17 protein-coding genes are annotated in these 18,893 nt (G+C 67.6%); 11 read left to right on the top strand and 6 right to left on the bottom strand.

Going from position 1 to position 18,893, the window contains the following annotated elements:
• Positions 1-2 precede the first annotated feature (2 nt).
• On the bottom strand, positions 3-2,453 hold the full coding sequence (gene hrpB, locus U1703_RS14260) for an ATP-dependent helicase HrpB (RefSeq protein ID WP_332786202.1): 2,451 nt from the start codon (positions 2,451-2,453) through the stop codon (positions 3-5).
• A gap of 318 nt (positions 2,454-2,771) precedes the next feature.
• Entirely contained in the window at positions 2,772-3,782 is a 1,011-nt protein-coding gene (locus tag U1703_RS14255; RefSeq protein WP_320453218.1) for a polyprenyl synthetase family protein, read from the bottom strand.
• Between the two features lie 110 nt (positions 3,783-3,892).
• Here U1703_RS14255 and U1703_RS14250 point away from each other — a divergent pair, with 110 nt between their 5' ends.
• Both U1703_RS14250 and U1703_RS14245 read left to right on the top strand, forming a co-directional pair.
• Positions 3,893-4,171, top strand: a complete 279-nt coding sequence (locus tag U1703_RS14250; RefSeq protein WP_332786201.1) for a chorismate mutase — start codon at positions 3,893-3,895, stop codon at positions 4,169-4,171.
• Positions 4,171-4,842, top strand: a complete 672-nt coding sequence (locus tag U1703_RS14245; RefSeq protein WP_332786200.1) for a nucleoside/nucleotide kinase family protein — start codon at positions 4,171-4,173, stop codon at positions 4,840-4,842. Before U1703_RS14250 ends, U1703_RS14245 begins: the two co-directional genes overlap by 1 nt.
• 354 nt (positions 4,843-5,196) lie before the next feature.
• Here U1703_RS14245 and U1703_RS14240 read toward each other — a convergent pair whose 3' ends face one another.
• Both U1703_RS14240 and U1703_RS14235 read right to left on the bottom strand, forming a co-directional pair.
• Positions 5,197-5,787 (bottom strand): NADPH-dependent FMN reductase, encoded by a 591-nt coding sequence (locus U1703_RS14240; protein ID WP_320453215.1) that lies wholly within the window; start codon positions 5,785-5,787, stop codon positions 5,197-5,199.
• Positions 5,788-5,933: 146 nt separating this feature from the next.
• Complete coding sequence (locus U1703_RS14235; RefSeq protein ID WP_332786199.1) at positions 5,934-6,800, bottom strand: DUF4253 domain-containing protein; 867 nt, start codon at positions 6,798-6,800, stop codon at positions 5,934-5,936.
• Between the two features lie 126 nt (positions 6,801-6,926).
• On the opposite strand from U1703_RS14235, the gene U1703_RS14230 reads away from it, so the two are divergent.
• From U1703_RS14230 to rplA, 6 genes are all read left to right on the top strand, one after another.
• Complete coding sequence (locus U1703_RS14230) at positions 6,927-8,972, top strand: carbon starvation CstA family protein (protein WP_332786198.1); 2,046 nt, start codon at positions 6,927-6,929, stop codon at positions 8,970-8,972.
• The gene (locus tag U1703_RS14225; protein ID WP_320453211.1) at positions 8,969-9,151 is read left to right on the top strand and encodes a YbdD/YjiX family protein; all 183 of its coding nucleotides are present in this window, start codon (positions 8,969-8,971) and stop codon (positions 9,149-9,151) included. Before U1703_RS14230 ends, U1703_RS14225 begins: the two co-directional genes overlap by 4 nt.
• Positions 9,152-9,526: 375 nt before the next feature.
• The gene (gene secE, locus U1703_RS14220) at positions 9,527-9,724 is read left to right on the top strand and encodes a preprotein translocase subunit SecE (RefSeq protein ID WP_007407051.1); all 198 of its coding nucleotides are present in this window, start codon (positions 9,527-9,529) and stop codon (positions 9,722-9,724) included.
• A gap of 10 nt (positions 9,725-9,734) precedes the next feature.
• Positions 9,735-10,271 carry a transcription termination/antitermination protein NusG gene (nusG, locus tag U1703_RS14215; protein WP_058715475.1) on the top strand — a complete coding sequence of 179 codons (537 nt, stop codon included), beginning with the start codon at positions 9,735-9,737 and terminating at the stop codon, positions 10,269-10,271.
• Between the two features lie 298 nt (positions 10,272-10,569).
• Positions 10,570-11,001: a 50S ribosomal protein L11 gene (rplK, locus tag U1703_RS14210; protein ID WP_007407063.1), complete on the top strand. Its 432-nt coding sequence runs from the start codon at positions 10,570-10,572 to the stop codon at positions 10,999-11,001.
• 4 nt (positions 11,002-11,005) lie between these two features.
• The gene (rplA, locus tag U1703_RS14205) at positions 11,006-11,698 is read left to right on the top strand and encodes a 50S ribosomal protein L1 (RefSeq protein WP_320453210.1); all 693 of its coding nucleotides are present in this window, start codon (positions 11,006-11,008) and stop codon (positions 11,696-11,698) included.
• Between the two features lie 223 nt (positions 11,699-11,921).
• On the opposite strand, the gene U1703_RS14200 is transcribed toward rplA, so the two are convergent.
• The gene (locus U1703_RS14200; protein WP_332786197.1) at positions 11,922-13,604 is read right to left on the bottom strand and encodes an alpha-L-fucosidase; all 1,683 of its coding nucleotides are present in this window, start codon (positions 13,602-13,604) and stop codon (positions 11,922-11,924) included.
• Positions 13,605-13,786: 182 nt separating this feature from the next.
• Positions 13,787-14,686, bottom strand: coding sequence for a sugar kinase (locus tag U1703_RS14195; RefSeq protein ID WP_332786196.1), 900 nt, complete (start codon positions 14,684-14,686; stop codon positions 13,787-13,789).
• 144 nt (positions 14,687-14,830) lie between these two features.
• On the opposite strand from U1703_RS14195, the gene uxuA reads away from it, so the two are divergent.
• Genes uxuA through U1703_RS14180 form a run of 3 tightly spaced genes read left to right on the top strand, consistent with a single transcriptional unit; the run spans position 14,831 to position 18,815 of the window.
• On the top strand, positions 14,831-16,033 hold the full coding sequence (uxuA, locus tag U1703_RS14190; protein WP_332786195.1) for a mannonate dehydratase: 1,203 nt from the start codon (positions 14,831-14,833) through the stop codon (positions 16,031-16,033).
• Positions 16,030-17,442 carry a glucuronate isomerase gene (gene uxaC / locus U1703_RS14185; RefSeq protein WP_332786194.1) on the top strand — a complete coding sequence of 471 codons (1,413 nt, stop codon included), beginning with the start codon at positions 16,030-16,032 and terminating at the stop codon, positions 17,440-17,442. Before uxuA ends, uxaC begins: the two co-directional genes overlap by 4 nt.
• Positions 17,439-18,815, top strand: coding sequence for a mannitol dehydrogenase family protein (locus U1703_RS14180; protein ID WP_332786193.1), 1,377 nt, complete (start codon positions 17,439-17,441; stop codon positions 18,813-18,815). Before uxaC ends, U1703_RS14180 begins: the two co-directional genes overlap by 4 nt.
• Positions 18,816-18,893: the final 78 nt, after the last annotated feature.

Below are 18,893 nucleotides of genomic sequence, written 5' to 3'. Positions count from 1 at the left end.
CCTTATCGCGAACCGGCGGCTCTTGCATCCGCCTTTTTCGTGCGCAGTGTCGCAGAGGCGTCTGCGGGCGCGTCGGGCCAGGGATGGCGGGGATAGCGGCCGCGCATTTCCTTGGCGACCGCGGTCCAGCTGCCCGCCCAGAAGCCGGGCAAATCGCGCGTCGTTTGGATCGGCCGTCCGGCGGGCGAGGTCAGGCTGAGCACCAGCGGCACCCGTTCGGTCCCGATCACCGGATGCGTCGCCAGCCCGAACAAGGCCTGGACGCGCAGTTCGACACGCGGGCCACCTTCGGCCGCATAATCAATCGCATGGGTGCTGCCCGCCGGGCTGGTGAAGTGTGACGGTGCCATCGAATCGATCCGCCGCTGGTCGTTCCAGTCGACCAGATTCCGAATCGCCTCGGTCAGCGCGCCCGGCGCGATGGCGTCCAGCCGCCGCTTGCCCGCCACCAGTGCGGGCAACCAGTCGTCCAGCCGTTCGATCAGCGTCGCATCGTCCAGCGCCACCCCGGCATAGGCCGCCCGCGCACGGTAGGCCCCTGCCCCGTCGCTCCACGGAAGTAGCGAGACGCCGTGCGCACGCACCCCCTCGACCAGCGCCTCTGCGATCGCCTCCAGAGACGCACCCGAATCGGGGCCGCTCGACAGGCGAAGCCCGCCCAACCGCCGTTCGCGAAGCGCCTCCACGCCGCCCGTCGCGGGGTTGAAGGCAACGGTGCGCCGCATCTCGATCCGTTCGGCGAACAGCGCTTCGACGGTGGCGAGGTCGAGCGGCGCGGCGGACAGGATGCGCGCGCCCGACGCCGCGCCCTGGGTCTCCCCCACCGCCAGCCATTCCGATCCGGCCAGCGCCGACGCGGGATCGAGCCGGAACCCCCTGCCCCCGACACTCGCCCAATTCTCGCCCGTGCCGTCACGCCGCCGTGCCACCCGGTCGGGATAGGCCAGCGCCAGGCACACGCCCGCCGGATGATCCCACGCCTCCTGCTCGACCGGCTTGGGGGCGAGGCCGGTCCAGCGTTTCGCCATCTGCCGTGCGGCTTCCGCCTTGGGGCCACGCTCGGTCCGCCAGCGGCGCAGGCGCTGCTCGACATCGACATCCTGCCCGCCGATGCCGCGCTCGCCGAGCAGCACCGCGACCTCGGCGGCGGTCGAGGCCAGCCCCCGCTCGCCGCTGCGGATCAGCATATGCGCCAGGCGCGGCGGCATCGGCAGCCGGGCGATGGCCTTGCCATGCGCGGTCGGGCGACCGCTATCGTCCAGCGCCTCCAGCACGGTGAGGCGCGCGCGCGCTTCGTTGACGGCAGCCTCGGGCGGCGGATCGAGCCAGGGGAGCGCGCGCGGATCACTCACGCCCCACAGCGCGGTGCTGAGCAACAGCGCCGACAGGTCCGCCTCCAATATCTCCGGCGGGTCGAAGCGCGGCAGGCCCGCCGTCGCGGCTTCCTCCCACAGGCGATAGGCGACACCCGGCGACTGACGCGCGGCGCGGCCCGCCCGCTGGATGACGGCGGCCTGACTGGCGCGCTCGGTGACCAGCCGGGTCATGCCCGCCGCACGGTCGTAGCGCGGACGACGGGCGACCCCCGAGTCGACCACGATCCGCACCCCGTCGAGCGTCAGGCTGGTCTCCGCGATCGACGTGGCGAGGACGATTCGCCGCCGCCCATCGGGATCGCGCCGGATCGCCGCGCGCTGCGCCGCCGGGTCGAGCGAACCATGGAGTTCATGGATCGCGATCGTTTCGGGCAGGTTCGCCAGCCGCTCGGCGGTGCGCGCGATCTCGGCGGTGCCGGGCAGGAAGGCGAGGATGTCTCCCTCCGCTTCCTCCGTCAGCGCGCGGCGGATGGCGGCGGCAACCGAATCCTCGATTCGTGCCTCGGCGGCGCGGCCGAGATGGCGCAGGGTCAGCGGATGGCTGCGCCCCTCGCTCTCGATGACGGGGGCGTCGCCCATCAGGCTGGAAAAGCGACTTCCGTCGAGCGTCGCCGACATGGCGACCAGCCGCAGGTCGGGGCGCAATCCTGCCTGTGCATCCAGCGCCAGCGCCAGGCCGAAATCGCCGTCCAGACTGCGTTCGTGCACTTCGTCGAACAGCACCGCCGAGATGCCCGCCAATTCGGGATCGGCCTGGATGCGGGCGCCGAAGATACCTTCGGTGACGACGGTTACGCGGGTGGCGGCGCCGACCTTCGTGTCCATGCGGGTGGCATAGCCGAAGGTGCGGCCGACCGGCTCGTCGGCCAATGCGGCCATGCGCTCGGCGGCGGCGCGCGCGGCCAGGCGACGGGGGGAGAGGAGCAGGACCTCGCCAGAGCACCAGGGCTGGTCGAGCAGGGCTGGCGCGACCGCGGTGGTCTTGCCCGCGCCGGGGGGCGCGACGAGCACGGCATTGGGTGCGTTCGCAAGCGCGGTCAGCAGGTCGGGCAGGACGGCGGTGACGGGCAGGGTCATGGGGCTGCGATAGGGGGTTTGCGGGGCGGGGTGAAGGACCTGCGCCCGGTCCGGCCCAACCGCCGTTCAGGCTGAGCGAAGTCGAAGCCCATGCCTGGACGTCCGCCCAGCGGACAGGGCGTCCCTTGGCCTTCGACTTCGCTCAGGCTGAACGGGGTGGGCATATTTTCAGCAAGGCCGTTCCCCGGCGGAGGCCGGGGCCCAGGCTCCACCAAGTTCATGGCGCGCCACACAACACGGGGGAGGCAAAGCGCCTCGCGCCTTCGAAAACGCACGGCTACTGGGCCCCGGCCTTCGCCGGGGAACGGTGGTTTGGACTCAGTAAGCCCGCGCGACGGCGAACTCGACTGCTTCGATCATCGCCGTCTTCGCCGGGCCATCCGCGAACCCGCGCAGCGCCTCGATCGCCAGCCCGCCATAATGGCGTGCGCGCGCCATGGTGTCGTCCACCGCGCGGCTCTTGCGGACCAGCGCGATGGCGTGAGCGAAATCCTCGTCCGAGGTGCGCCGTCCTTCGACCGCGTCCTTCCAGAACTGGCGTTCCTCGTCATTGCCACGGGCATAGGCCAGGATCACCGGCAGGGTCATCTTGCCCTCACGGAAATCGTCGCCCGCATCCTTGCCCATGGTGCCCGCGTCCGACACATAGTCGATCGCGTCGTCGATCAGCTGGAACGCGATGCCCAGGTTGCGACCATAAGCCTCCAGCGCCAGTTCCTCCGCCTCGGGCCGCTCGGCCACCACGGCGGCGATACGGCAGGCGGCGGCGAACAGCGCGGCGGTCTTGGCGTCGATGATCGACAGGTAACGCTCTTCGGGCAGGCCCACCTGCCGCACCGCGGTCAGCTGGTTCACCTCGCCCTCGGCGATCACCGCCGATGCGCCCGACAGGATGCCCAGCACCTTCAGGCTGCCCGCATCGACCATCAGCTGGAACGAGCGGCTGAACAGGAAGTCGCCGACCAGCACGCTGGCGGGATTGCCCCAGATGATGTTGGCGGTACGCCGACCGCGCCGCAGGTCCGAGCCGTCGACGACATCGTCGTGCAGCAGCGTGGCGGTATGGATAAACTCGACCGCCGCCGCCAGGACATGGTGGCTGGTCCCCTGATAGCCCAGCAGCTGCGCGCTCGCGAGCGTCAGCATCGGGCGCATCCGCTTGCCGCCGCCGGCGATCAGATGCCCGGCAAGCTGCGGGATCAACGGGATCTCCGACCGCATCCGGTCGATGATGACCTGATTCACGGCGTTCATGTCGTCGGCCACCAGCCGGATCATCGGGTCCAGCGAGGGCGCGGGCTTGGCGAGGCGGGTGGCGGTTACGGTCATGGGCAGGTAAGAGCCTCTGGCGACAACGCTTGCCGAACGCAAGCCTAAGCGCGAAAGGGCGCACGCGAAATCGCCGCGCGACGGGCGCGCCAGAGGGAGACGTACCGATCATGTCCGACACCGTGCTGACCGGCTATCGCCAGTCGATCGACAATATCGACGCCGCACTGGTCTTCATGCTGGCCGAGCGGTTCAAGGTTACCCAGGCGGTCGGACGCTACAAGGCCGAGAACGCGCTGCCCCCCGCCGATCCCGGTCGCGAGGATGCGCAGATCGCCCGGCTCCGCCAACTGGCGAGCGATGCGCAGCTCGACCCCGAATTTTCCGAGAAGTTCCTGCGCTTCATCATCGACGAAGTGATCCGCCACCACGAACGCCTGCGCGTCTGATGGCGTTTCTCCTTGCGATCGAGGGCGCGGACGGCGCCGGGAAAGCGACCGCGACGGCGGCGGTGACCGAGCGGCTGAATGCCGCCGGACTGTCGGCGGCGGCCCTGTCCTTCCCGCGCTATGCCGAGACGATCGGCGGCTGGGCGCTGGGCGAGTATCTCGCGGGCCGCCTGCCCCATGCGGCGGCGCCCGAGACGGCGGCGACGCTCTATGCGCTCGACCGATTCGAATCGCGCCCGCATCTGATCGAACTGGCGCAAGCGCACGACGTCATCGTGTTCGACCGCTATATCGCGTCGAACATGGCCTATCAGGCGGCACAGGTGGAGCCCGACCAGGCGCCCGCGCTGCTGCAATGGATCGAGCAGCTAGAGACGGTCCAGTTCCGCCTGCCCGCACCGCATCTGTCGGTCTATCTCGACACCCCGCTGGACGTGGCGCGCGACCTGATCGCCCGCAAGCGCAAGCGGAGCTACACCGACGACACCTATGATGCGTACGAGGCCGATCTGGGGCTTCAGGCGCGGGTGCGGGCCAATTATGCCGCAATGGCCGACGGTGCGATGCTGGGCGAGTGGGCGACGGTGTCGACCGTGGCGCATGGTGAATTGCGCGATCCGGCCGAGATCGCGGATGAAATCACCGCGCTGGCGATAGAGCGCCTGCGCTAATCTGCCAATTGTTCCCCGGCGAAGGCCGGGGCCCAGTTTCTGTGCACTATCGATGGGCGAAAGGCATTTGCCTCCCTCGCAACGTTTCGACACACCACCGGCTTGGAAGGAACTGGGCCCCGGGCTTCGCCGGGGAACCGATTCATTCAATTCGCACACTTCGCCCCTCGATCGGACGGTGGATGAAATCATTGATCTCACGCGAAGCCGCCATGCCGCGAAGAGAAAAGATTGCGTTCGTGCAGAGGCGCAGAGCTGTCGTATCTGCCGCTCTCGCAGCCCGTCCCCTCAAAGCGATCAAGGAAAAGGGAACGGCGCGCCGCGCGCGCGATACCTCCCTGCGCCCTACGCTCCTCAGTGCGAGGCGCGGATCGTCCCTGCCAGCGGCGCGAAGCGGGCGACCTGCTGGCCGACCAGCCGTAATTGCCCCTCGACCACCGGGTCGCTGATCCGCCCCTCCGCATCGAAGCGCGTCTGCTGCGTGTTCACCGCCGCCGCGAAGGGCGTCGGCCAGCCGCGCAGGGCATGGACGATCGAACGCAGCGCGGCGATGGTCGAGCCCGTCGCCTGCCAGCCATAGGCGGTCGCGATCAGCCCCACCGGCAGGTCGGCCAAATAGGGCCGCTCGTCCTTCGCCGTCTCTTCCAGCAGGTCGAGCGCGTTCTTCACCAGCCCCGAGATGCTGCCATGATAGCCGGGGCTCGCGATGATGATCGCCGAGGCCTGGCGCACCGTATCGACGAAGACCCGCTCCGCCTCGGTCCGGGTTTCGGCGCGCGGATTGTAGAGCGGCAGCTGCGCCAGATCCTCGCCGCCGAAGACATGGGTGCGAAACCCCTCGTCCGCCGCCGCCGTCATCGCGGTGCGCAGCGCACGCTCGGTCGAAGAGACGCTGCCGATCGTGCCGCCGATACCGACGACGAGCGGGGAGGAGGAATGGGCCATGCCCCGCCTTTCACCCCGGACGCGCGACAGGGGCAAGCCCTAAGTTGCCGCGACCTGCCGGCGGCGACGTGCAGCACGACCACCCCGTTCATCCGTCTGGAGCGCCCCACGGGCCGGGCCACGGCTTCCGGGCTTGGCTCTGACGGTCAATCCCACCAGAAATACCACCAGTCCGATTCCATCAAACCGGCGGCCAGCGCGGAGATCGATCCCGCTCCCTGGTCGATGATGTCGGGGCAATATCCGTACATGTCGCGCGCCAGCGCCACGGCCTCGGCCCGGTCGCGCGGACGGGTGCGGACGCGGACGTTCATCGTGTCGCCGTTGACCGCGACAAGCTCCGCCCCATAGCGCCGATTCCAGTCGCGCAGCGCCGCGACATGATATTCCGGCGGCGGACACGCATTCCAATTGCCCCAGCGCAGATAGGCGGGGGCTTCCCAACCATGGCCGGCGGGCAGCAGCAGGATATGCACCCGGTCATGCGGTACGCCCGTCATCAGGTCGTTGGCGATGCTCGGCCCGACATCGGGGGCATAATCTCCGACCAGTGTGGGCCAATCGCCGAGGGGCGCGCGAAGGTCCTCAGGACCATAGGCGCCTGACCATTTCTGAAGGTCCGCAGGAAAGCGAATGGCTTGCGCCATCGCCACGACCTGCGCGGGCGGGAGCCGTGTATTGCCTGACACGCCTCCGGATATCGTCGGGTCGTCGGTCGTGAACTGGTCCGCGATCCGCTCCAGGTCCTCGTCGCTGCCGACCACCACCGGCCAGCCACGCCCCGACGCCTTCAGCCGCTCCCATTCCGCCAGCGCATCCTTGCCGGGCACGGTGACACGCTCATAGGTCAAGGCCGCCATCATCCGCTTGTGCATGGCCTCATAGCTGGCCCGCTGTTCCGCGGTCAGATGGGACAGGTCCTTCACCGCTTGTTCCCCCGCAATCGACCGTGCCGCCACGAACAGCCCACTCGCGCCCAATCCCCCGATCATCCATCGTCGCGTCGGCCTCATGCGCAGGAATTTGGCACGGGTTCGTCACGATCCGCAATGCGGGGGATGGTGAAATTCGGGGCTGGCACACCTTTCCTGCCGGGGTAGAAGGGAAATCGATAGCATAAACGGAGGACCGAACGGGGCATGACCAAACACCTTCCCTGGATTGCTTTGGCGATCGTCGGAGCGGGCGCGCTTGGCGTCGTCGCCACGGTGCGGGGCGAGCCGATCAACGCGCTGTGGATCATCGCGGCCGCCGTCTCGGTCTATCTGATCGCCTATCGTTATTATGCGCTGTTCATCGCCAAGGTGATCGGCATCGACCCCAGCCGTCCCACCCCGGCCATCCGCCGTGCCGACGGGCTGGATTATGTCGCGACCGACCGCACCGTGCTGTTCGGCCATCACTTCGCCGCGATCGCGGGCGCGGGGCCTTTGGTCGGCCCGGTACTGGCAGCGCAGATGGGCTATCTGCCCGGAACCTTGTGGATTCTGGCGGGCGTCGTGCTGGCCGGGGCGGTGCAGGATTTCCTGATCCTGTTCCTGTCGATGCGACGCGACGGGCGCTCGCTGGGTGAGCTGATCCGCATGGAGATGGGCCCGGTGGCGGGCACCATCGCACTGTTCGGCGCCTTCATGATCATGGTCATCATCCTGGCCGTTCTCGCACTGATCGTCGTGCGGGCGCTGGCCGAAAGCCCGTGGGGCCTGTTCACCGTGGCGGCGACGGTGCCGCTGGCGATGCTGATGGGCGGCTATACCCGCTGGGTCCGGCCGGGGAAGATCGGCGAGGTGTCGATCATCGGCTTCATCGGCCTGATCCTGGCCATCGTCTATGGCCAGTCGATCGCGCAATCGGCGGTGCTCGCGCCGCTGTTCACCTTCACGCCGGTGCAGCTCTGCTTCCTGCTGATCGGCTATGGCGCGGTCGCCTCGGTCCTGCCGGTATGGCTGTTGCTCGCGCCGCGCGACTATCTGTCGACCTTCCTGAAGATCGGCGCGATCGTGGCGCTGGCCATCGGCATCATCATCATGGCGCCGCCGCTGCGGATGCCAGCGCTCACCAAGTTCATCGACGGCAGCGGGCCGGTCTGGGCCGGGCCGCTCTTTCCCTTCCTGTTCATCACCATCGCCTGCGGTGCGGTGTCGGGCTTCCACGCCCTCATTGCCAGCGGCACCACGCCCAAGCTGATCGCCAGCGAGAAGGACGCGCCCTTCATCGGCTACGGCGCCATGCTGATGGAAAGCGCGGTCGCGATCATGGCGCTGGTCGCCGCCTCGATCCTCGATCCGGGCGTCTATTTCGCGATGAACGCACCCGCCGCCGTGCTGGGCACCGACCCGGCCAGCGCCGCCGCCGCCGTCACCGCCATGGGCTTCCCCATCTCCGCCGACACGCTGGCGCAGGTCGCGCGTGACGTGGGCGAGCACACGATCATCAGCCGTGCAGGCGGCGCGCCGACGCTGGCGGTGGCGATGGCGGAGATCTTCAGCCACTTGTTCGGCGGACAGGCGATGAAGGCCTTCTGGTATCACTTCGCCATCCTGTTCGAGGCGCTGTTCATCCTGACCGCCGTCGATGCAGGCACCCGCGCGGGCCGCTTCATGCTCCAGGACCTGATCGGCCTGGTCGTCCCCAGTTTCCGGGGATCGAGCAAGGTCGCGCCGGGCCTGATCGCGACGGGCCTGTGCGTCGCGGCCTGGGGCTTCTTCCTCTATCAGGGCGTCACCGATCCGCTGGGCGGGGTAAACACGCTGTGGCCGCTGTTCGGCATCTCTAACCAGATGCTGGCCGCCGTCGCATTGATGCTGGCGACGGTGGTGCTGTTCCGCATGAAGAAGGACCGCTTCGCCTGGATCACCGTGATCCCGACCGTGTGGCTGCTCGCTTGCACGCTAACCGCCGGGTGGCTGAAGATCTTCTCCGCCGATCCGCGCGTCGGCTTCCTGGCGCACGCCGACAAGTTCGCTGGCGCGGCCGCCGAGGGCAAGGTCCTGCCCCCGGCCAAGACGATGGCGGAGATGGGGCGGATCGTGTTCAACGACCGGATCGACGCCGGGCTGTGCGTGATCTTCCTGGGCGTCGTGCTGGCGATCCTGGTCTATGCGGTGCGCACCTGCCTGATCGCGCGGAAGATCGACCGGCCAAGCGTCACCGAGGTCCCGCCCGAACTGGTCGCGGCCGAATGAGCTGGCTCGCCCGCCTGCGCCAGATCGGCAACGCGATGGTCGGGATGCCCAGCTATGACGCCTATGTGGCGCACATGGCGATCAGGCATCCCGACCGCGAACCGATGGACGAGGTGACCTTCTTCCGCGAGCGGCAACAGGCGCGGTACGGGGGGAAGAATGGCGGGCGCTGCTGCTGATTGTTCCCGCGAAGGCGCGACGGCGCGAAGAAGAAAGAAGTTTGGTTCGCGCGGAGACGCGGAGGTGTTGAGCCCGGCCGACAGGCCAACCATTCCCGCTGCCTGTCGGATCGTTTCCCGATCGCGAAGGCAGACCAAGCTGCTCTGCGCCCTCCGTGCCTCTGCGCGAACCCAAGAACCTCCGCGTCTTCGCGTCTCCGCGCGAACCAAAACCTTCGCGCCGCCCCCGCCCTTGCCTTTTACCCGAGCGACAGCTACATCGCGTGCCCATCCGAACAGCGCGGACGGACCTTTCGTCGCAGGCCCCCTGGGGCAGGCGACGGCGGACCCATGCCTCGCTGACAGTAATTTCCACGCAGGGCGGGAACGGCACGAGTGGCGAAGACGACCCCCATCGAATTCTTCAACCAGGTCAAGACCGAGACCAAGAAGGTCGTCTGGCCGACGCGGCGCGAGACGGTGATGACCGGCGTGATGGTGGTCGTGATGACCACGATCCTGGCCATCTTCTTCCTGGCGGTCGACTCGTTCTTCGAGACGCTGGTCCGCACCCTGCTGTCGCTCGCGAAGTAAAAGGGTTCTCATGGCGCGCTGGTACATCATCCACGCTTATTCCGGTTTCGAGGGCAAGGTCCGCGACTCGATCATGGCCGAGGCGACCCGTCTGGGCCTCGACCATCTGGTCGACCAGATCGAGGTCCCGACCGAGACCGTGACCGAGGCCCGCCGCGGCAAGAAGATCGCGGTCGAGCGCAAGTTCATGCCCGGCTACGTCCTGGCCAAGCTCGACATGACCGACCAGGTCTATCACCTCGTCAAGAACACGCCGAAGGTGACCGGCTTCCTGGGCGCGATGGGCAAGCCCCAGGCGATCAGCGAAACCGAAGCGACGCGGATGCTGAATTCCAAGGAAGAAGCCGCCGCCGCCCCGAAGCACAAGGTCAAGGTCGACTACGAGATCGGCGACGCGGTCAAGGTGCTGGAAGGCCCCTTCGCCAGCTTCAACGGCGTGGTCGAGGAACTGGATTTCGACAAGTCCAAGGTCAAGGTGTCGGTGTCGATCTTCGGTCGCGCGACCCCGGTGGAACTGGATTTCGAGCAGGTCGAACGCTCGAAGTAAGTTCGGACCATCCGACGAAACGGGGGCCGGGGCGGCGACGCCACCGGCCCTTTTCGTGTCCGGCATTCCAATCCACCTGCGCCCCGCCCTCGCCGCGCGCGGATTCCGTGCACTTCGACTTCGCCCGGTGCGAACGGAGGGCGGGTTACAAGGCATGACTCCCGACCTTGCCTTCTCCCCCATTTTCCGCTATCGGCCCGCGCTTCCCTGGCATTATGCGACGGAAACCTCGCGGGAGGGTGCGCTGGCGTACGCCACGCGTGCCCGTCACGACCGCTAGACTCGAAAAGAGAGTGACATGGCAAAGAAGATTACCGGCTATATCAAGCTGCAGGTCCCTGCAGGCGCCGCCAACCCCTCGCCGCCGATCGGCCCGGCGCTGGGTCAGCGCGGTGTGAACATCATGGAATTCTGCAAGGCGTTCAACGCGCAGACCGGTGAAGTCGAGAAGGGCACGCCCCTGCCGACCGTCATTACCGTCTATGCCGACCGTTCGTTCTCGTTCGAGACGAAGACCGCCCCTGCGACCTACCTCATCAAGAAGGCGGCCAACCTGAAGTCGGGCTCGAAGGAGCCGGGCAAGGTGTCGGCGGGCAAGATCGCGCGCTCGAAGCTCGCGGAAATCGCCCAGGTCAAGATGAAGGACCTGAACGCCAACGATATCGAGGCTGCGACCAAGATCATCGAAGGCTCCGCCCGCGCGATGGGCCTCGAAGTGGTGGAGGGCTAAGATCATGGCGAAGCTGAGCAAGAAGCAGAAGGCCGTCCAGATCGACGCCGAGAAGCTGCACGGCATCGACGAAGCGATCTCGCTGGCGCGTACCCACGCGACCTCGAAGTTCGACGAGACGATCGAAGTCGCCGTCAACCTGGGCGTTGACCCGCGTCACGCCGACCAGATGGTCCGTGGCGTCGTCACCCTGCCCAAGGGCACCGGCAAGACCGTTCGCGTCGGCGTGTTCGCCAAGGGCGCGAAGGCCGACGAGGCACGCGCCGCTGGCGCCGACGTCGTGGGCGCCGAGGACCTGATGGAAACCATCCAGGGCGGCACCATCGATTTCGACCGCTGCATCGCGACCCCGGACATGATGGGCGTCGTCGGTCGCCTCGGCAAGGTGCTGGGCCCCAAGGGCCTGATGCCGAACCCGAAGCTGGGCACCGTGACCATGAACGTCGCCGAAGCCGTCAAGGCGGCCAAGGGCGGTCAGGTCGAGTACCGCGTCGAAAAGGCCGGCATCATCCATTCGGGCATCGGCAAGGCGTCGTTCCCGGCGGAAGACCTGCGCGCGAACTTCGACGCGCTGGTCGATGCGCTGATCAAGGCCAAGCCGTCGGGCGCGAAGGGCAAGTATGTCCGCAAGGTCGCCGTCTCGTCGACGATGGGCCGCGGCATCAAGGTGAACGTCTCGGAAATCCCGGGCGCGTAATCTTTGCCGCCAGCTCAGGCTGACAGATCAGGGGGTCGGAACCGAGGTTCCGGCCCCCTTTTCGTTGTGCGGTGTCGGATGGGGTGTTGGGGGTATCACCCTCCCCCGCTTCGTTCAGCCTGAGCGGAGTCGAAGGCCACGCCCCCACGCCCCGCCGCAAACGAATCCCATGCACTTCGACTTCACTTAGTGCGAACGGAGCGGGGGAGGCGACGGAAGACGGTCACACCGGGTCTGCCAAGCTCCCTGCGACGAGCCCCGCCCCCGACAGGACCAGCGGCACGCCGATCGCGTTGCGCGCGCGGGAGGGAAGCGTGACCTCCAACGCCGTATCGGTCCGCCGAAAGACCAGTGGCGTCGTGTCACCGAACAGGGCGACGCGCGCCACCTCACCACGCCCGATCATATTGCCGTTCGCCAACAGGGTCAGTCGGACGACGCCGTCCTCGGGCCACCCGAGGACCAGGGCGTGGAGCGCCTCGCCCTTGCGGACATAGCGAATGTCCCTGGCGGTATATTTCGACTCCTGCGTCTCGCTGAACATGCCGCCGCTGGCCGCGCCCGGCCCCTCACCATGCACGCGCCACGGTCGGGATCCGTAGATCGCCTCGCCATAGCGGCCCATCCAGGCGGCGATCCCCTCGACGATCCGCTCCGCCTTTTCATCGATGGTGCCGTCACCGCGCATCGGCACGTTCAGCAGCAGGTTGCCGTTCTTCGACACCACGTCGCACAGCGTATGCACGACGGTCGCCGCACTCTTATAGCCGTCGCGCTCGTACAGCGCGCGATCGTAGTGCCAATTGCCCAGGCAGGTATCGGTCTGCCACGCATAGCTCTCGATATAGGTCTTGCCGCCGCGTTCGACATCGTCGACCAGCGCCATGCGGCGTTGTGGCGGGGTGGTCTTGACGGTCAGCACGCCTTCCAACCGACCGCCATGCCAGCGGCGATTGGCGTTGTAGTAATAGGCCGCGATATCCAGCCCCGCCTGCTCGAACGGCAGGTCGAAATTGTCGAAATAGACGAGATCGGGCTGGTAATTGTCGATCAGCTCGCGACATCGCCGCGCCCAGCCGGCGACAAGATCGGGGCGGCCCGGCGGCACGCCTTCGCTCCACAGCCGATCGGTGCGCTCGTGAAAGGCATCCGCCTCGGTCCGGTTCGTGATACCGCCGGGCATCGGCATGATCGGCCCGTTATACAGTTGCTGGGGGTCGAGCCCGTCCCACCAGGTGCCGCGCCCGTCCGCCTTGGTCCGCCAGGCCGCGTCATAGCGCCTACCCTGCATCGCGCCCTCGGGATCATAGCCATAAGCGGGCTGATACCAGTGCCAGCTATGCGCCCCGTGGTTCGACACGCCGAAGCGCAGGCCGCGCGCCTTGGCGAGCTTTGCCCAGATGCCGACGATGTCGCGTTTCGGCCCAACCCGGGTGGTGTTCCAGGGATGCGACGAGGCGAAGGTATCCAGATTGTCGTGGTGATTGGCCAGCGCGACGAAGTATCTCGCACCCGCCCGGGTATAGAGATCGAGCTGTCGCTCGGGGTCCCAGTGCTCGGCCTTCCACTGGCCGATGATGTCGAGGAAGCCGACCTTGCTGGGATGCCCGTATTTGCGGACATGCGCGTTATAGGCGCGCGATCCTTGCAGATACATGTCGCGGGCGTACCAGTCGCCTTCCTCCGGCACGCATTGCGGACCCCAATGCGCCCACATGCCGAACTTGGCGTCACGATACCAATCCGGTGCGCGATAGCCCGCCGCGAGCGAGGGCCAGTCCGGCGTGAAGGGTCGCTCCTGCGCGCTGCCCCCGGCCTGCCCCGTCGCCATCGCTGCCGTGCCGAACGCGGACGAGGCACTTGCCACCCCGACCGCTCCCAGCAGATCCCGTCGATTGACCTTCATCGCCATCCTCCCGCGCCATGTTTTCATGGCCTTCATGTCCGACATAATCTGTCATCCAGAAGGAGATGGGGCAAGAATTCTCATGAATGAGATTTCAAAATCGCAGGCGATAGAGAGGCAAGGCTAGAAAAGAATGTAAACGCGATCGACCGCCGATATTGGTCAGTCCAAAAACAGCCTATTCAGTGTGGCAGGGCATCGTCCCTGGCCGGAATCGCGCCCGCGCGCATCACCGTCCACGCCGCCAGGCGATGCCCGGCCAGTGCGGCCTCGCTTGGCGAAGCGCCGTCCAGACGCGCGCCCAGATAACCCGCGTTGAACGCATCGCCCGCACCGCTCGTATCGCGGGGTTTCAGCCGTTCGGGCGGGGGCACCATGCCGATGCCCGACAACAGGCACCCATCGGCCCCCAGCTTGACCACGACCTCCCCCGCGCCGCCGTCCTGCCAGCGGGCCTGAACCTGTTCGGCCGAGGTCGCGCCGGTCAGCATCGTCTCGTCCTCCAGCGTCGGCAGGCCGATGTCGCACACCGCGATCGCACGGGCGCACAGATCGCGGGCGACCTGCTGATCGGCGAACAGGCGCGGGCGATAATTGCCGTCGAACGCCACGCGGCCACCCCGCGCCCGCACCCGCCCGGCCAGCGCGAACAGATGCTCGCGGCCCTCGGCATCGAGGATCGCCAGGGTGATCAGCGAAAAGAGCAGCAGGTCCGCCTGTTCGGCCTGTGCCATCACCCGGTCGGCGCCGGGCAGCGACAGGGTCCGCCGCGCCGCGCTTTCGCCACGCCAATAGGCAAAGCTGCGCTCGCCCGTCGCATCGGTGGTGATGGCATATAGCCCCGGCATCCGCGTCGGATCACGCAGGATCAGGTCGGTGGCGACACCCTCCGCCGACCAGTCGGCCAGCAGCGTATCGCTGAACGGATCGTCGCCCAGCGCGGTGACGTAGCGCACGTCGCGCCCCATGCGCGCCAGATGGATCGCGGTGTTCAGCGTGTCGCCGCCATGCCCCAACCGCCACAGGCCGCCATCCGCCTGCGTCAATTCGATCATCCCTTCCCCGACGACGACGATCTGCATGGGCCTTCTCTCCTGATGCTACCATGGTCCATACACCACGCGACAGTGGCAAGGCCAAAGTTTGTAACTGGTCAATCCGAAACCGCAATGCTACCGCTACCCGCTTGAAAATACGAGACGGGACGAGGGTTAGCGGACGTGTTGATGATCCAATCCATGCGGTGGTTCGGACCCGCCGACCCCATTCCCCTGTCCCATATCCGCCAGGCGGGCGCGACCGAGGTCGTCACCGCACTCCACGAAATCCCCAACGGCATGGTTTGGCCGCGCGCGGCGATCGCCGAGCGGCGCGCGATGATCGAGGCGGCCGGACTCGGCTGGTCGACGGTCGAGAGCCTGCCGGTCCATGACGCGATCAAGCGCGGACAACTGACCGACGAGCTGGTCCAGGCCTATGGCGACAGCCTGCGCAACCTGGCGGCGGAGGGCGTGCGGACCGTCACCTATAATTTCATGCCGCTGCTGGACTGGACGCGCACCGACCTGGACTGGCGGCTGCCCGACGGTGCGACGGCGCTGCGTTTCGAATGGGCGGCGGTGGCGGCCTATGACATCCATATCCTGAAGCGCCCCGGCGCAGAGGCCGATTATTCGGAAAGCGTCCGCGCCGCCGCCGCGACACGCTTCGCCGCTATGACGCCCGAGGAGCGCCACCGGCTGGAGCGCACGATCATCGCCGGGCTGCCGGGCAGCGAGGAGAGCTTCGACTCGCCCGCCTTCCAGCGCGCGATCGACACCTATGCCGGGATCAATGCCGAGCGGCTGCGCGCCAATCATATCGCCTTTTTGCGCGCGGTCTGCCCGATCGCGGAGGAGGTCGGCATCAGGCTGGTCGTCCATCCCGACGATCCGCCCTTCCCCATTTTCGGCCTGCCGCGCGTGGTCAGCACGGCGCACGACTTGGAGCATCTCTACGCCGCCGTGCCGTCGATGGCGAACGGGCTGTGCTTCTGCACCGGATCGTTCGGCGCGCGGCCGGACAACGATCTGCCCGCGATGGTCCGCCGCTTTGCCGATCGGATCGATTTCCTCCACCTTCGCTCGGTCGGCTGGGAAGAGGGCGAGCGGAATTTCCACGAGGCCGAGCATCTGGGCGGCCACGCCCGGATGACGGAAGTCGTGCAGGCGGTGGTCGAGATTTCGCATGCGCAGAACCGCGCGATCGTGATGCGTCCCGACCATGGCCACCGGATGATGGACGACCTTCATCGCACCTCCAACCCCGGCTATTCGCTGCTGGGGCGGATGCGCGGCCTGGCCGAGTTGCGCGGGCTGGAGCGGGGAATCATGCATATGCGGAGCCTGAACGCGAATGCGGCTCCGGCCGAACTGGAGCTGACCGCATGACCCGCAAGCTGGAACTGCACCCTGACCGGCTGTTGCCCGCCGATCCGACGATGCGGAGCATCGCGCGGGCGCTCTATGCCGAGGTCGCCGACCTGCCGATCATCAGCCCGCATGGCCATACCGATCCGCGCTGGTTCGCCACCGACGAGCCCTGGGCCGACGCCAGCGACCTGCTGCTCGCGCCCGACCATTATGTCTTTCGTATGCTCTACAGCCAGGGCATCGCACTGGACGATCTGGGCATCCCGCATCGTGGCGGCCGCCCGGCGACCGATCCGCGCGCGGCGTGGAAGCTGTTCGCCGCCAACTATCACCTGTTCCGCGGCACCCCGTCGCGCATGTGGCTCGACCATGTGTTCGCCGAGGTGTTCGGTTTCGACGAAGCGTTGGAGGAAGCGACCGCCGACCGCTATTTCGACGCCATCGGCGCGGCGCTGGCCACCCCCGCCTTCCGCCCCCGCGCGCTGTTCGAGCGGTTCCGGATCGAATGCCTGGCCACGACCGAGGGCGCCGACGATCCGCTGGTCCATCACCAGGCGATCCGGGACTCCGGTTGGGCTGGCCGCGTCATCACCACCTATCGCCCCGACAGCGTGATCGATGTCGAGCATGAGCAGTTCGCGGGCGCGATGCAGCGCTTCGCCGAACTGACCGGCGAGGATGTCCATAGCTGGCCCGGCTATCTCGCCGCCCATGCCAAGCGCCGCGCCGCCTTCCGCGCGCTGGGCGCGACCGCCACCGACCATGGCCATCCGACAGCGGCGACCGCGAACCTGTCGACGGCCGAATGCGAGGCGCTGTTCGCGAAGATCGTCGGCGGCCGCTGGACACCCGCCGATGCGGAACTCTTCCGCGCGCAGATGCTGACCGAGATGGCGAAGATGAGCGTCGCCGACGGCATGACGATGCAGATTCATCCCGGATCATATCGCAACCACAATGCAGGGCTTTTCGCCAGCCATGGTCGCGACAAGGGCGCGGACATGCCGATGCGCACCGATTACGTCCATGCATTGAAGCCCATGCTCGACGTGGTCGGCAACGAGCGCGACCTGACCATCATCCTCTTCACGCTGGACGAAAGCGTCTATGCGCGCGAGCTGGCCCCGCTCGCCGGACATTATCCCTGCCTGAAGCTGGGCCCCGCCTGGTGGTTCCATGACAGCCCGGAGGGGATGCGCCGGTTTCGCGAGATGACGACCGAGACGGCAGGCTTCTACAACACCGTCGGATTCAACGACGACACCCGCGCCTTCCTGTCGATTCCGGCGCGGCACGATGTCGCGCGGCGGGTCGATTGCGGTTTCCTGGCGCGCCTGGTCGCCGAGCATCGGCTGGAGGAAGACGAGGCCGTCGAACTGGCCCATGCGCTGACCAACGGGCTGGTCCGCTCGGCGTACAAGCTGTGACCCGCCTTGGCGAGGCAACGGCCGCCGCCCTGCCCGACACCGTATCGCGGCCCGGTTACGACCGCGCGGCGCAGCGTATAGGGATCGTCCATCTGGGGCTGGGCGCGTTCCACCGGGCGCATCAGGCGGTCTATACCGACGATGCCATGGCGGCGGGCGATCGCGACTGGGGAATCGCGGCGGCATCGCTTCGCTCGGGCGGGGTGCACGACCAGATGGCCCCGCAGGACGGACTCTATACCGTCACCGAACGGTCGAGCGAGGGTGAGGCCGTCCGGCTGATCGGCGCGATCCGCGACGTGATCGTCGCCGCCAGGACGCCCGAACGGCTGGCCCGACGCCTCGCCGCGCCGGAGACGCGGATCGTCACGCTGACCGTCACCGAAAAGGGCTATTGGCGGCGGCCCGACGGCGCGACCGACATGGCCGGGATCGTTGCGGACGGGAACAGCATCTACCATTATCTGGGTGCGGCGGTCGTCGCGCGGCACGCCGCTGGCCTGGACCCGCTGACGCTGGTGAGCTGCGACAATTTGCCCGACAATGGCCGAGTGCTGCGCGGCGGCGTCGCGGCGTTCCTCGACCATCAGGGCGAAGCGGCCGCGCGCGACTGGTTCGAGCGGGACTGGCGCTCTCCCAACACCATGGTCGACCGGATCGTCCCCGCCGTCACCGACGCCGATCGCGCCCGTGTCGAAACGGTCCTGGGGATGCGCGACGAGGCCGCCGTCATCACCGAGCCCTATCGCCAATGGGTGATCGAGGACGATTTCGCCGGCGACCGCCCCCGCTGGGAAATCGGCGGCGCACAGTTCGTGGCCGATGTCGCGCCCTATGAAACCGCCAAGCTCAGGATGCTCAACGGCGCGCATTCGGCGCTCGCCTATCTGGGGCTGGAGCGGGGACACGAGTTCGTCCACCAGGCGGTCGCCGATCCCGCGATCCGCGCCGTGGTCGAACGGCTGATGCGGGCCGAGGCGGCCACCAGCTTTACCGCCGCACCGGGCCAGGCGCTGGAGCCCTATGCCGATGCGCTGCTCGCCCGCTTCGCCAATGTGACGCTGGAGCATCGCCTGTCGCAGATCGCCAGCGATGGATCGCAAAAGGTCGGCCCGCGCTGGCTGTCCTCGCTGGCGGCGCATGGCGGCGACGCGCCCGCGACCCTGACCGCGCTGGCGGCCTGGTTGCGGTTTATCCGGACGGGGAATGACGCCTCGCCCGATCCGCGCCGGGCGGAACTCGCCGGACTGTGGGCGGAGGGTGATGCGACGTCGGTGGTCGACGCGCTGTTCGCGGCCGGGGGTTCGATGGCAGGCCAGTGGCAGCCGACCGAGGCGCAGCGCGCGGCTCTGGTTCGCGAGGTCGAACGGTAAATCCTCCCCCGTACGGGGAGGTGGCAGGCCGCAGGCCTGACGGAGGGGAACTTCCACACAGGTCGTCCCCAGCGGAAC

This window comes from Sphingomonas flavida (genome assembly GCF_036663655.1).
Classification (GTDB): Bacteria; Pseudomonadota; Alphaproteobacteria; order Sphingomonadales; family Sphingomonadaceae; genus Sphingomonas.
Note: the sequence above shows the minus strand (reverse complement) of the source record. Positions and strands in the feature narration are given on the sequence as shown.